Annotated in this window: 11 protein-coding genes; 4 read left to right on the top strand and 7 right to left on the bottom strand. The window is 73.9% G+C overall.

The window, feature by feature from the left end:
• Nucleotides 1–507 precede the first annotated feature (507 nt).
• From J5Y05_RS09810 to J5Y05_RS09785, 6 genes are all read right to left on the bottom strand, one after another.
• Entirely contained in the window at nucleotides 508–1,110 is a 603-nt protein-coding gene (locus tag J5Y05_RS09810) for a TetR family transcriptional regulator (protein WP_210870407.1), read from the bottom strand.
• A gap of 8 nt (nucleotides 1,111–1,118) precedes the next feature.
• Nucleotides 1,119–2,666, bottom strand: a complete 1,548-nt coding sequence (locus J5Y05_RS09805; protein ID WP_210870405.1) for an MFS transporter — start codon at nucleotides 2,664–2,666, stop codon at nucleotides 1,119–1,121.
• Nucleotides 2,667–2,825: 159 nt separating this feature from the next.
• Complete coding sequence (locus J5Y05_RS09800) at nucleotides 2,826–3,305, bottom strand: NUDIX hydrolase (RefSeq protein ID WP_210870403.1); 480 nt, start codon at nucleotides 3,303–3,305, stop codon at nucleotides 2,826–2,828.
• A gap of 67 nt (nucleotides 3,306–3,372) precedes the next feature.
• Complete coding sequence (gene lnt / locus J5Y05_RS09795; protein ID WP_210870401.1) at nucleotides 3,373–4,986, bottom strand: apolipoprotein N-acyltransferase; 1,614 nt, start codon at nucleotides 4,984–4,986, stop codon at nucleotides 3,373–3,375.
• Between the two features lie 232 nt (nucleotides 4,987–5,218).
• Nucleotides 5,219–5,761 (bottom strand): hypothetical protein, encoded by a 543-nt coding sequence (locus J5Y05_RS09790; protein ID WP_210870399.1) that lies wholly within the window; start codon nucleotides 5,759–5,761, stop codon nucleotides 5,219–5,221.
• A gap of 72 nt (nucleotides 5,762–5,833) precedes the next feature.
• Nucleotides 5,834–6,619 (bottom strand): glutamate racemase, encoded by a 786-nt coding sequence (locus J5Y05_RS09785; RefSeq protein WP_210870397.1) that lies wholly within the window; start codon nucleotides 6,617–6,619, stop codon nucleotides 5,834–5,836.
• Nucleotides 6,620–6,658: 39 nt separating this feature from the next.
• Here J5Y05_RS09785 and J5Y05_RS09780 point away from each other — a divergent pair, with 39 nt between their 5' ends.
• Nucleotides 6,659–7,864 carry a glycosyltransferase gene (locus J5Y05_RS09780; RefSeq protein ID WP_210870395.1) on the top strand — a complete coding sequence of 402 codons (1,206 nt, stop codon included), beginning with the start codon at nucleotides 6,659–6,661 and terminating at the stop codon, nucleotides 7,862–7,864.
• Between the two features lie 19 nt (nucleotides 7,865–7,883).
• Here J5Y05_RS09780 and J5Y05_RS09775 read toward each other — a convergent pair whose 3' ends face one another.
• On the bottom strand, nucleotides 7,884–9,152 hold the full coding sequence (locus J5Y05_RS09775) for a TerD family protein (protein WP_210871417.1): 1,269 nt from the start codon (nucleotides 9,150–9,152) through the stop codon (nucleotides 7,884–7,886).
• Nucleotides 9,153–9,446: 294 nt separating this feature from the next.
• Between J5Y05_RS09775 and J5Y05_RS09770 the strand changes: the two genes are divergently transcribed.
• From J5Y05_RS09770 to J5Y05_RS09760, 3 genes are all read left to right on the top strand, one after another.
• Complete coding sequence (locus J5Y05_RS09770; RefSeq protein ID WP_210870393.1) at nucleotides 9,447–9,893, top strand: DUF6643 family protein; 447 nt, start codon at nucleotides 9,447–9,449, stop codon at nucleotides 9,891–9,893.
• Between the two features lie 609 nt (nucleotides 9,894–10,502).
• Entirely contained in the window at nucleotides 10,503–11,108 is a 606-nt protein-coding gene (locus tag J5Y05_RS09765) for an Rv1733c family protein (RefSeq protein ID WP_210870391.1), read from the top strand.
• 227 nt (nucleotides 11,109–11,335) lie between these two features.
• On the top strand, nucleotides 11,336–13,780 hold the full coding sequence (locus tag J5Y05_RS09760) for a right-handed parallel beta-helix repeat-containing protein (protein WP_210870389.1): 2,445 nt from the start codon (nucleotides 11,336–11,338) through the stop codon (nucleotides 13,778–13,780).
• Nucleotides 13,781–13,811: the final 31 nt, after the last annotated feature.

Raw genomic sequence — 13,811 nt, 5'->3', positions numbered from 1 at the left:
GAAGACAAGACTTTCAGGCAACACAAGACCCCCGTCGGCCTTCGATCGGCCGTGAAAGAGCTGCCCTGGAAAAGCCCACCGGAAAAGGGCTGGACTTCGCAGTCCTCGATATGGCGCCATATGAGTCGCACGCCGGACACACCCGAGAGACGGGGTCCATGATCGTGCGCGGATCGGCCCGTGAGCCGTGCCGTCAACCCGCTCGCCGTTCGAGCTGGACAACTCCGATACTGCTGGCTACATCGGCCAGTTACGTCGCAAACACCTGAAGGCCCCTTCCCCCGTGATCGCCTTCCAGGCTCGGCCCGATGTGCGACCTCACCTGAACGCAGCCTACAGAACGGACATGCCCCTTCTCAAGGTTTTTCGGTGATCGCGCACCAGACCTTTACCTCACCAACAGAGGATGACCGGGGCCAAAACGTTTCCCCCGCTCAGGGCTCCGAGCCGGCCTGTTCCGGACATCATTGTCGCGCCGGTTCCCGAGCCGGCGCACAGTGGCTGGATTCAGCCTTTCCGCGCGCCCTCGTCGAAGGCCGCGAAAGCCTTGTCGATACGGTCGGGCAGTTCACCCTCCTCGGGCGCGGCGGCCCATTCCAGCATCGCCACGGTGGCGATGGCGAAACTCGCCGCGACCTGCACTTTGAGGCGCAGTTCGCCGTCCTTGTCCACCGTCTCCCCGGAGAGCGCGCGGACGATGTGCTGTTGGGTGACGGCCTGGTTCTGCCACATCCTGCCCTGGAGCGCGGGTGTCGTCAGGATGAGCCGGGTCCGGTCGAGCAGCGCCTGCCGGTCGGTGGCGTAGATCTGGGCCAGTCCGCCGCGCAGGGCCTGGTGGATGCGGCCGACCAGGGGCTCGCCGTCGGCGGAGTCCTCCACGAGCCGGGCGATCAGGAAGTCGTAGTCGTCTTCGGCGGCGACGTGTTCCTTCGTGGGGAAGTACCGGAAGAAGGTCATTATCGAGACACCGGCCGCGGCGGCGATCTCCTCCACCCGCGTCGCGTCGTACCCCTTCTCCAGGAAGAGGCGCATCGCGTGGCCCTGGATGGAGCGACGGGTGGCCGCCTTCTTGCGTTCGCGCCAGTCGGACTTGTTCCCCGATTCCGTCATGGCCGGGATCATTCCACGTCGACCAGGGTCTCCGCGGCAGGCCGCACCCCGCCCCCACTGCGGGAGCCGGCTCGCGCGGGAAGGTAGAAACCGCAGAGCAGCGCGCCGATGACGACGACCACGGCGCAACTGACCATGACCGCGGACATGGCCTGGGCGAAGGCGTCCCCGGCGGCCGTGCGCAGCGCCTGACCGGCGGGTCCGAGCCGGTCGGCCACGGCGCCGGCGCCCATCACGGAGTCGCTCGCGGTCTCCACCGCCTGCGGCGGGAGGCCCGGCGCGTTGTCGGCGAGGCGGTTGCCGTAGACGGTGGAGAGCATGCTGCCGAGGACGGCCACGGCGAGGGCTCCGCCGACCTGCCGGAGGGTGTTCGCCACGGCGGCCCCGGCGCCGGATTCGTCGCCGACCTCCGCGGTGACCGCGTCCATCGCCGGGGCCATGGCGGCGCCGACACCGAGCCCGCACAGGGCGAGGGCGGTGGCGAGCACGCCGTAACCGCTGTCGGCCTCGACGCGGGAGAGGAGGACCAGCCCCCCGGTGAGCAGGGCGAGACCGGCGACCACGGTGGCCTTGGTCCCGATCCAGCGGTCGACGAAGCCGGCCAGGGCGCCGGTCACCATCAGGCCGCCCATCAGCGGCACCAGGCGCAGTCCGGTGTCGAAGGCGTTGTAGCGGGAGACGCCCTGGAGGAACTGGGGGACCACGAACAGCACGGCGAACAGGGCCACGGAGACGACGACGGCGGCCACCGTCCCCCAGGTGAAGCGGGGCCTGCGGAACAGCCCGGGGTCCACGATCCGGTCCCCGGTGCGGACCTCCCAGAGGAAGAATCCGGCCAGCAGGGCGACGGAGCCGGCGAGCAGGCCGACGGTGACCGGCGAGCCCCAGCCGTGCTCGGGAGCGGTGATGAACCCCCACACCAGCGCCACGACACTGCCGATGGCGAGGACCAGTCCGACCACGTCCACGGGAGGGGGAGCCGCGCTGCGGGACTCCCTGAGCAGCAGCAGACCGGCGACGACGGCGACGCCCACCACCGGGACGTTGATCCAGAAGACCGATCCCCAGTCGAAGTGCTCGATGAGGAGTCCGCCGAGGATGGGCCCGAGGGGCAGTCCGCCGGCGAAGGCGGTGGTGATGATGGCGATGGCCTTCGGCCGTTCCCGGTCGTCGAAGGTGTCGGCGACGAAGGCGAGCGTCAGCGGCAGGACGACCGCCGCGCCGGCGCCGAGCAGGGTCCGGGCCGCGATCAGCTCACCGGCCGAACGGGACAGGGCGGACCACATGGAGGCCACGGTGAACGCGGCCAGTCCGAGCAGCAGGACCTTCTTGCGCCCGTAGCGGTCGCCGAGGACACCGGCCGGGAGCATCACCCCCGCGAAGGCGAGGGTGTAGGAGTCCACGATCCACTGGAGCTGCCCGGTGTCCGCGTCGAGGGCACCGGAGATGGTCGGCAGCGCGACGTTGAGGATCGTGATGTCGAGGCCGACCACGAGGACGGCGAGACAGAGCACGATCAGCATCCACCACCGCGCCGGATCGGGTCGGTTCTCCATCACCCCTCCAAGTGTGAGTCACTAACATGTGAGAAACTAACACTACGGTCCGTGAGGGTTCAAGCCCCTTCCCCGAAAGGCGGAAAGGGGGCCGTCGGACGGCCCCCTTCTCTCTTCACTCCGGTGCCGTGGCGCGGCAGTGCCGTGGCGCGGCGTGCGTCAGGGCGTGCCGGCCGGTTCGAACCAGGTGGGTCCCTCGGAGAGCGCGTGCTTGATCCGGGACCGTCCGAACTCCTTCAGGTCGGGCAGCGCGTCGACCGTGAACCAGCCCACCTCCAGCGACTCGTCGTCGTTGACGCGGGCCTCGCCGCCGACGGCCCGGCAGCGGAAGGTGAGGTCCATGAACTGGCAGACGTCGCCGTTCTCGTAGGTGACGGGGTCGAGTGCCTGGGTCAGGACCAGCCGCTCGACGACGCACCGCACGGCGGTCTCCTCCTCCACCTCGCGCACGGCGCAGACGGCGGGCTGCTCGCCCGGCTCGGGGATGCCGCCGATCAGCGCCCAGCGGCCGGTGTCGGACCGCCGGCCGAGCAGGACTCTGCCCGCGTCGTCGAAGACGACGGCGGTGACCCCGGGGAGCCACAGCAACTGGTGTCCGGCGAAGGCGCGCAGGTCGCGGATGAAGTCGGGAGTAGCCATGCGGCCGACCCTAGCGGGAGCGCCGGCCGCTTCTCAGCGGTTCACGGGGCGTGCGACGGGCGTACGGCTACACGTCGCGGGCGCGTCGCCCGCGCACACCCGCGGCGGTGGCCCAGCCGAGTCCGCCGGCCGCGACCAGCACGAGGGCGGCCTCGGGGACGATGCCCAGGCGGGTGGCGGGGGTGAGGCCGGAGCGCAGGGGCACCTCCTGGACGAGGGTGTCGGCGACGAACATGCCGGTCTTCCGGGTGACGGTGCCGTCCGGCAGGATGATCGCGCTGACCCCGCTGGTCACCGGCACGGCGACGGTGCGGCTGTGTTCGACGGCGCGGACGCGGGACATGGCGAGCTGCTGGTAGGTCATCTCGCTGCGGTCGAAGGTCGCGTTGTTGCTCGGCACGGAGATGATCTGGGCGCCGTCGGTCACCTCGGAGCGCACCGCCCAGTCGAAGGCGGCCTCGTAGCAGGTGGCGAGGCCGACCCGGGTGCCCGCCATGGTGAAGACGCCCGGCTCGGTACCCCGGCTGAAGTCCTGGCGGATCATGGACGTCCACTCCTCGTTGACGGCCCCGATGAGCGAGCGCAGCGGCAGGTACTCGCCGAACGGCTGGATCTGCCGCTTGTCGTAGGTGTCGACGGGGCCCTTGTCCGGGTCCCAGAGGATCTGTTCGTTGAGCAGCCGTCCGTCGCGTTCCACGACGCCGCCGACCGAGACGGGGACGCCGACGGCCCGCACGGCCCGCTCGATGACCTGGCGCGCGTCGGGGTTGGCGAAGGGGTCGATGTCGGAGGAGTTCTCGGGCCACAGGACGAAGTCGGGGCGCTTCACCTCGCCGGCGGCGACGGCGGCGGCGAGCCGTTCGGTCTCGCGCACGTGGTGGTCGAGGACGGCACGCCGCTGTTCGTTGAAGCCGAGTCCCGCGCGCGGGACGTTGCCCTGGACGACGGCGACGGTGGCGGTGCCGTCCTCGGCGCCCGCGTCGACGAGCGGCCGGGCGGCGACGGCCGCCACGACGGGGACGGCGACGGTGAGCAGGGCGGCGACCGCGGCGCCACGCCGTACGTCGCGGGTGCGGCGGGCCCGGACGGCGACGCGGACGGCCTCGTACAGCCCGAAGCCGGTGAGGGCGACGGCGAAGCCGAGGACGGGGGTGCCGCCGAGGGCGGCGAGGGGGAGGAACGCGCCGTCCGCCTGGCCGAACGCGATCTTTCCCCAGGGGAAGCCGTGGAAGGGCACCCGCGCGCGTGCCGCCTCTCCGGCGGTCCACAGGGCGGCGGCCCACACGGGCCAGGCGGGGAGCCGGGACACGGCGGCGACACCGGCGCCGACGAGGGCGACGAAGACCGCCTCGACGGCGGCCAGGGCGAGCCAGGGGCCGGGGCCGACCTCCACACCGGTCCACACCAGGAGCGGCATGAGGAAGCCGAGGCCGAAGAGGTAGCCGAGGCCGAGGCCGGCCTTCGTGCCGCGTCCGCGCAGCACCGCGCCGAGGACGGCGAAGGCGGGCAGGGCGAGCCACCACAGGGTGCGGGGCGGGAAGCTGACGTAGAGCAGCACTCCGGAGAGGGCGGCGCAGGCGGCCGGGAGCAGGCGCGCGAGCCGCGCGGCGATCCGCGGGGCGGTCGTGGCCTGCGGCTTCAGCCGGTCCGGCTCGCCGACGGAGGTTGCGGTGACGGTCACCCCGGGAGTCTACGGCGGGTGACGCCGCCGCCCGCAACGCGGCCGGGCGGGTACCGCCGGTGACACTCCGTGGCGGGCCGCCGGGGTCGCCGGGTGCGGCCCGCCATGGGGTCGGTCGCCGCGGTCGTCAGGTGCGGCCCGCCATGAGGACGGTCGCCGGGGCGCCGGGTGCGACACGCCCGGGGGCCGGCCGCCGGGCATCCGGGAGGCGTCCCGGCGTGTCCCGCCCGGGTCAGGGGGTCTGGCCGGCGGGCTTGGGGCTCAGGCGGTCCTTGATGACCTGGACGGCCGCCTCGGCGTCGTCGACGGTGACGGTGAAGGTGTGGCCGTCCCAGAGCCGCAGGATCAGGCCCTCGCCGCGCCGGACGACGACGGCGGTGCCCTTCTCCGGTCGCCAGCGGTACCCCCAGCCGCCCCAGTGGCGGGGGGTGACGTGCGGGGCGAACTCGGCGACGGCGACGTGGGCCAGGGGGATGCGGCGGCGGGGCAGGCCGATGTGTCCGCAGCGCACTTCGAGGCACTCCTCGTCGACGCGCAGCGCCACGTGGACGAAGGCGAGGGTGCCGAAGAGGACGAGGAGCCCGGCGGCGATGCAGCCGACGACGGCCATCGTGAGGGGGGCGATGCCGGAGTCCCAGGCGGAGTCGACGGCGAGGGTGATGCCGAGCGCCAGGCAGGCGGCGCCGATCAGGGCCAGGAGCCACTGGACGCGGTTGGTGGCACGGCCGGTCCAGACGTCGGAGTGGGGGGCGTTCCCGTCGGGGCGATGCCTCATGGGACCAAGGTACTCAGCTTTCGCCGGGTGGGGACCTCGTCGCGCGGGGTGGCTGGGCCGACCGGGCGGCGGTCAGCCGGCGGGGGTGACGGCGCCGAGGAGCCGGCCCTCCTCGTAGGCCAGGGCGGCCTCGGGGAGGGTGCCCTGGCGTCCGCTGCGCAGCACCGTGAGGGTGCCGTGGGCGGGGGCGTCGGGGCGGGGGGCGGCGCCGATGCGGCGCAGTGCCTGGGCGGCGACGGCGCCGGCCGAGCCGTGCAGGACGAGGCGGGCTCCGCCGGGGCGGCGCAGGGCGGCGCGGATGCGGTCGGCGACCAGTTCGTAGTGGGTGCAGCCGAGGACGAGGGTGGTGACGTCGGCCGGGGTCAGGGCCGCCGCGGCGGCGACGGCGGCGTCGATCGCGGGTTCGTCGGCCTGCTCGACGGCCTCGGCGAGGCCGGGGCAGGGGACCTCGGTGACGCGGGTGTCGCCGGCGAAGTCGGTGATGAGCCCGCGCTGGTAGGGGCTGCCGGTGGTGGCCGGGGTGGCCCAGATGGCGACGGGTCCGCCGCCGGCCGCCGCGGGTTTGATCGCCGGGACGGTGCCGACGACGGGCAGGCCCGGTTCGAGGCGGGTGCGCAGGGTGGGCAGGGCGTGCACGGTGGCGGTGTTGCAGCCGACGATGAGGGCGTCCGGCCGGTGCGCGGCGGCGGCCTCGGCGACGGCGAGCGCGCGGGCGGTCAGGTCTTCGGGGGTGCGCGGGCCCCAGGGCATGCCGTCGGGGTCCATGGAGAGGATGAGATCGGCGTCCGGTCGCAGGCGCCGTACCGCGGTGGTGGCCGCCAGCAGACCGATTCCGGAGTCCATGAGCGCGATCTTCACCCGGCCACCTTAGACGATGGGCGGGCCGGGGCCGGTGCGGTGGGGGACACTGCGCACGTGAACGCCTCCGTGTGGATTTCGGCCGTGTCCGCCGCGTCGCTCGCCGCCTGGCTGTGGCTCCTGCTCGCCCAGGGGTTCTTCTGGCGCACGGACGTGCGGCTGCCCCCGGGCGGCGGGGAGCCGGAGGTCTGGCCGCCGGTGTGCGTGGTGGTGCCGGCGCGTGACGAGGCGGAGGTGCTGCCGCGGAGCCTGCCGTCGCTGCTGGCGCAGGAGTACCCGGGGCGGGCGGAGGTCTTCCTCGTCGACGACGGCAGTACGGACGGCACCGGGGACCTGGCACGCGCGCTGGCGCGGGAGTGCGGCGGGCTGCCCCTCACCGTCGGCTCGCCCGGGGAGCCGCCCGCGGGGTGGACGGGGAAGCTGTGGGCGGTGCGGCACGGGATCGCGCTGGCCCGCGCGCGTGATCCGGAGTACCTGCTGCTGACGGACGCCGACATCGCGCACGCGCCGGACGGTCTGCGCCGGCTGGTGGCGGGGGCGGAGGCCGGGGGGTTCGACGTGGTCTCGCAGATGGCCCGGCTGCGGGTGGTGAGCGGCTGGGAGCGGCTGGTGGTGCCGGCGTTCGTCTACTTCTTCGCGCAGCTCTACCCGTTCCGCCGGATCGGGCGGCCCGCCTCACGGACGGCCGCGGCGGCGGGCGGCTGTGTGCTGCTGCGGTCCGAGGCCGCCGCGCGGGCGCGGATTCCGGACGCGATCCGGCACGCGGTCATCGACGACGTGGCCCTGGCGCGCGCCGTCAAGGGGGCCGGTGGCCGGGTGTGGCTGGGGCTGGCCGACCGGGTGGACAGCGTGCGTCCCTATCCGCGCCTCGCCGACCTGTGGAGCATGGTCGCGCGCAGCGCGTACGCGCAGTTGCGGCACAGTCCGCCGGTGCTGGCGGCGACGGTGGCCGGTCTGGCGCTGGTGTACCTGGTGCCGCCGGCGGCACTGGTGGTGGGGCTCGCCACGGGGAGCGCGGTGACCGCGGGGTGCGGTGGGGCGGCGTGGCTGGTGATGGCGGGGACGTACGTGCCGATGCTGCGGTACTACCGGCAGCCGCTGTGGCTCGCCCCGCTGCTGCCGTTCACCGCGTTCCTGTACCTGCTCATGACGGTGGATTCGGCGGTACGGCACTACCGGGGGCGTGGGGCGGCGTGGAAGGGGCGGACCTACGCGCGGCCGGACGCGGTGCCCGAGGAGGGCTGAGCGTCCGGCCGGTGCGGGGTCACTTGCGGCCGGGGGTCCAGTTCATGCCCCAGCCGTAGGCGTGGTCGATGGTGCGCTGGGGGCTGACGCCCCGTTCGGGCACCAGGTAGCGGGCCTCGCGCTGGACGACGAGGTCGTTGCCGGTGTTGGTGATCAGGGCGAGGGCGCACACCGTGGAGGGGACGGTGCACTCGTCGAGCGAGAAGTCGACCGGAGCGCCGTGCTGGGGCCGGAGGGTGACGGTGGCGTGCAGGTCGGCGAAGGAGCGGGCGCCTTCGTAGATGGTGACGAAGACGAGGATGCGCCGGAAGTCCCGCAGGTGGTCGAGGTTGACGGTGAGGTTCTCGCCGCTCTCGACGGCCCCGGTGCGGTCGTCGCCGTCGAGGTGGATGTAGGGCGGCCGGTGCAGCGAGCCGAAGGCGTTGCCGAGGGCCTGGACGACGCCCTTGCTGCCGTCGGCGAGTTCGTAGAGGCAGCACAGGTCGAGGTCGAGGTCGTTGTGCTGGGCGACGGCCCGGCCGAGTTTGCGGCCCCAGCCGGAGAACTGCTTGCGCGTCTCCCAGTTGAGGTTGACGCGCAGGGCTCCCGAGGTGCCGCCCTGTTTGGTCAGGGAGACGGACGGCGCGGCCTTGGTGAGCGTCACCTTGGTCAGCCGGACCGGGGCGGGCGCGGGCGGGGCGGCCGGGGGCGGGGGTACGGCGGCCGGGGGCGCCGCGGGCGGCGGCGGTGCGGCCTGCGCCGGAGCGGGGGCGGCGACGGGGGCGGGCTGTGGTTCGTCCACGGTGATGCCGTAGTCGGTGGCGAGGCCCGCCAGTCCGGTGTCGTAGCCCTGGCCGACGGCGCGGAATTTCCACGCGCCCTGACGGCGGTAGAACTCGCCGAGGACGAAGGCCGTCTCGACGGTGGCGCCCGGATTGTCGAAACGGGCCCGGACCGTGTCGCCGTCCGCGTCCCGGACCTCGATGTAGAGGCCGGGAATCCGTCCGAAGGAACCGCCGTCGCAGGAGGCGGCGAGGATCACCGTCTCGATCGTGGGCTCGACGCGCGCGAGGTCGACGACGAGCGTGTCGGTCACCTGCCCGCCGGCGTCCCGCTTGCCCTCGTGCCGCACCGCGCCGGAGGAGTGGGCCGGCTGGTTGTAGAAGACGAAGTCCGCGTCGGAGCGGACCTGGCCGCCGACCAGGAGCAGCGCCGAGGCGTCCGCGTCCGGCACTCCGGTGCCCGGTCTCCAGCCCAGTTCGACCCGCAGCGCCGTCGTCGGCACCGGCGTGTTGGAACCTTTCGCCATCGACATGTCCGCCCCCATCACGTGTCACCGCGCCGGTTGGCGTCCCGGCGGTTCGTCCAGTGTTGCGCGTCCAACCTATTCCCCCGCCGCGCGCCGCTCACCGGCGGCCCGGGAAGGGGACTCGACAACTCCCGGTAACGCGCCCGAAACTTGGCCTTTACACCAAGATCGGCTTTACTGTTGCCCCTTTTTCGGGATTTCGCTCGAATTAGGGATACCAGGGTGTCGCGCACCGGCAAAACAACCCTCTTGTCGGACTCCCCAACCAGCACATCGTGGGCTTAACTTATGGCCATGACCTCCCCCCGCTCCACTTATGGCGGCGGCTACTACTCCGCCTCCTTCCCGGACACCCCGATCTACGACTCGCTCGTGGCCGAGCGGGGCACCCCGCAGATCGCCCCGATCCGGGTCCCCGCCGCGTACGAGCCGCCGAGCAGCTACCTGCCCGCGCTCCCCTCGGCCCTGCCCGCGCTCCCGTCGGGCCCGTCCCAGCCGCCGTCCTACGGCTACCCACAGCAGATGCAGCAGCCGGCTCCGCTCCAGCAGGCGCCCGCCGCCTACATCCCGCAGCAGGCCGCCGCCCCGCGCGGCTACCCGGCCCCGCAGCAGATGCCGCAGCCACCGCGCCCGATGACGCCCGGCCCGGCGGGGTACGAGGCGATGCGTCCCGCCACGCCCCGGCCGGCCCCCGCGCCGTACCAGGACCCGTACAACAACCAGCAGTACCGCGGCTACTGAGCCGGTCCCCCGCGGAAGTCCCGCCGGCGCCCACGGCGCCGTGGGCGCCCCGGGGAACGCGCGGTCACGGCCGGTCGGGACCGGCCGTACCGCGGCCTTCCGGTGCCCGGCGCCCCGGGAGGCCGTCGCCGGGCGCCGGGAGCCGGGCGGGGAGCGCCACCGGACGCTGACCGACGACGGGGGAAGGGTCGTCATCAGCGCGCGTTCCCGCCCGGCCGCCGCCGTGCCCTCGCCCGGCGGCGGTCGCGGGCTGCCCATGCGCGGACGCCGGTCACCGTGGCACACCGCTCGCCCCGGGCCGGGAACCCGCCCGAACTCCCCCATGCGCGCCGCCTGTCGGGCCCGGGGGGGCCCGACGCCGACGGACCGTCGGCTTCGCGGCGCGGCGGCGTCCCGCCGAGCCATCCGCCGCGCGCCGCCGAGTGACGTGTGTCTCCCCCACGGGGCCGGTTTCCGGGAACGCCGGGCGGGGGCGGGGCGTTGGGCTGTATGAGAGACGTATGAGAGCCCGGTCGGGAGACGTCGCCGCGAGGTCTCGCCGCGCCCCTGCGCCGACGCGCGGGTGACGGGCCGGGGCGGGAGCCGCGGCAGCGGGAAGGAGAGGCGACCGTGGGGGCGATCAGGGGCCTGTGGCGCTGGCGGCACAATCCGCTGTGCCGCCCGACCGACCTGGCCGAAGCCTGGGTCGCCTTGACGGGACTGCTGCTGGTCCTCTTCCTCGTCCCCCTGACCGGCCTGCTCGTCGGCGGCGCCGCACAGGACGCCATGGCCCGCTCGGTCCGCGCGCAGAACGCCTCCCGGCACCAGGTGACGGCCACCGTCGTCCGGGAGCTGGAGCGTTCACCGCTCAACGTCGACCCCGAGCGGGCCACCGCCACCGACCCGCGCAGCCACGTCGTCGCCCGCTGGACGGCGCCGGACGGGACCGGGCACGAGGGCCCCGTCCTGTCCACCCTCGACCGTCCGCGCGGCGGCGACCGCTTCCCGATCTGGACGGACGCCCAGGGCCGGGCGGTGGCCCGCCCGATGGACACCGCCACCGCCGCCACCCACGCCGTGCTCGCCGGGATCGGCGCCGCCCTCGGGGCCGCCGCCCTCGTCGAAGGGGCCCGGCGGCTCGTCCTGTGGCGCATGGTCCGCCGCCGGTACGCGCGTTGGGACCAGGAGTGGCACCGTGTGGGCCCCGACTGGGGGCGGACCGGAAGCAACAGCTAACGCGCTTCGCCCTCCGGTCAACCCGTGGCCCGCGCGCACGCTACGGTGGACCGGCCGAACCGACCGGTGGCGGCCCGCGCGGACAACAGCCGTCGGGCATCCCCGTGCCGAGCGGCGCGGACATGCGCCGGCCGCGGGCCGGCACGGCCGCTCCCCCGGGCACCGGACAGCAAGGTCCCGCAGGCGGACAAACCATCAGTACGACGAGGTGGGGGCAGAGCAACACCATGGCACAGGGCACGGTCCAGGTGACGCACACCGGCACCTCGCGGTGGCGGCGCCGCACGGGTGAGTACGCATCGCTCGCCGCTGCCCTGGAGGCCGCGGCCGACGGCGACGTGCTCACCGTCAGCCCCGGCACCTACCGGGAGAACCTCGTCGTCCAGCGGGCGGTGACGCTGCGCGGCCCCGAGGGGGCGCACGGCTCGGTACGGATCGCGCCCCCCGACGGCGTGCCCCTGACCGTGCGGGCCTCCGCGGTCATCCAGGACCTGCACGTGGAGGGCCAGGACGCGACGGCCCCCGCGCTGCTCGTCGAGGAGGGCACACCGGAACTGCTGGACGTGCGGGTGGTCACCCGGTCCGCGGCCGGCATCGAGGTGCGCGGCAGCGCGCGGCCCACCGTGCGGCGCTGCACCGTGGACAACCCTGCCGGTGTCGGCATCGCCGTCGTGGACGGCGGGGGCGGGGTGTTCGAGGAGTGCGAGGTGATCTCCGCCGGGCAGGCGGGCGTCGCCGTGCGCTCCGGCGCACACCCCCGGCTCGAACGCTGCCGCGTGCATCACGCCGCCGGTTCCGGGATGACGGCGACCGGCGAGCACTCCGCGCTGGAGGCGGTGGGCTGCGAGATCTACGAGGTACGGGGCAGCGGCGTGCAGGTCAGCGCCAGGGCCACGGCCCACCTGACGGACTGCGCCGTGCACCGCACCACCGCGGACGGCGTCACCCTCGACACCGACGCCGTGCTGACGCTCGCCGACTGCCGCATCCACGACATCCCGGAGAACGCGGTCGACCTGCGCTCCCGCTCCGTGCTCACCCTGACCCGCACCACCGTGCGGCAGTTCGGCCGCAACGGCCTGTCGGTGTGGGACCCGGGCACGCGCGTGGACGCCCATGAGTGCGAGATCTCCGACTCCACCGGCGACTACCCCGCGGTCTGGATCAGTGACGGGGCCACCGCGGTCCTCGACTCCTGCCGGGTGCACGACGTGCCGGACGCCCTGTTCGTCCTCGACCGCGGCTCCCGGGTGGACGTCGTCGACAGCGACCTCTCCCAGGTGCGCAACACCGCCGTGTCGGTGAGCGACGGCGCCACCGCCCAGCTCGACGACTGCCGCATCCGGGACGCGGCGACGGGCGCCTGGTTCCGCGACCACGGCAGCGGCGGCACCCTCAACAACTGCACCCTGGAGGGCAACCGCACGGGCGTCATCGTCACCAAGGGCGCCGATCCCACCATCGAGCGCTGCACCGTCGACTCCCCCTCGGAGGCGGGCGTCTACGTGTCGGCGGGCGGGCGCGGCACCTTCGTCGACTGCCGCGTCACCGGCAGCGCCGGCTACGGCTTCCACGTGATCGACGGCTGCCGCAGCACGCTCCGCAAGTGCCGTACGGAGCGGTGCGCGCGCGGCGGGTTCGAGTTCGCGGAGGGCGGTCCGGGCTCCGGCGCGGATGCGGGACCGCTCGTCGAGGAGTGCACCAGCGACGAGAGCGGCTCGCTGCCCGCGCCGGCGGCGGCGCGGGAGCCGGTCCTTCAGACGGTGAGCCCGTCCGGAGGCGGGCTGCTGGGCGCGGTCCCCGGCCAGCGCGCCACCGAACCGGAGTCCCTGGCACCGGAGGCCGACCCCGCGCGGCCCGCCCGCACCTCCACGGACGTGCTCGGCGAACTGGACGCGCTGGTGGGCCTGGACAGCGTCAAGCGGGAGGTGCGGGCGCTGACCGACATGATCGAGGTGGGCCGGCGCCGGCAGCGGGCCGGGCTGAAGGCCGCCTCGGTCAAGCGGCACCTGGTCTTCACCGGCTCCCCCGGCACCGGCAAGACGACGGTCGCCCGGCTCTACGGCGAGATACTGGCCTCGCTCGGCGTGCTGGAGAAGGGCCACCTCGTGGAGGTGTCCCGGGTCGACCTGGTCGGCGAGCACATCGGCTCCACCGCGATCCGCACCCAGGAGGCGTTCCAGCGGGCGCACGGCGGCGTGCTCTTCATCGACGAGGCGTACGCGCTCTCGCCCGAGGACGCCGGCCGGGACTTCGGCAAGGAGGCCATCGACACGCTGGTGAAGCTGATGGAGGACCACCGGGACTCGGTCGTGGTCATCGTCGCCGGGTACACGGCGGAGATGGAGCGGTTCCTGACCGTCAACCCGGGCGTGGCGTCGCGTTTCTCCCGGACCATCACCTTCGACGACTACGGTGCCGAGGAGTTGCTGCGGATCGTGGAGCAGCAGGCCGAGGAGCACGAGTACCGGCTGGCCGAGGACACGGCGAAGGCGCTGACCGAGTATTTCGTGGAGATCCCCAAGGGTCCGGCCTTCGGCAACGGCCGCACCGCGCGCCAGACCTTCGAGGCGATGGTGGAGCGGCACGCCAGCCGGGTCGCGCAGTTGCCGGACCCGAGCACGGACGATCTGACCCTGCTCTTCACGGAGGACCTTCCGCAACGGCCCTGAGCCGGGCGTCCTCCGCCGTGACCCGCCCGGG

It is taken from the genome of Streptomyces tagetis (genome assembly GCF_018069565.1).
Classification (GTDB): Bacteria; Actinomycetota; Actinomycetes; order Streptomycetales; family Streptomycetaceae; genus Streptomyces; species Streptomyces tagetis.
Note: the sequence above shows the minus strand (reverse complement) of the source record. Positions and strands in the feature narration are given on the sequence as shown.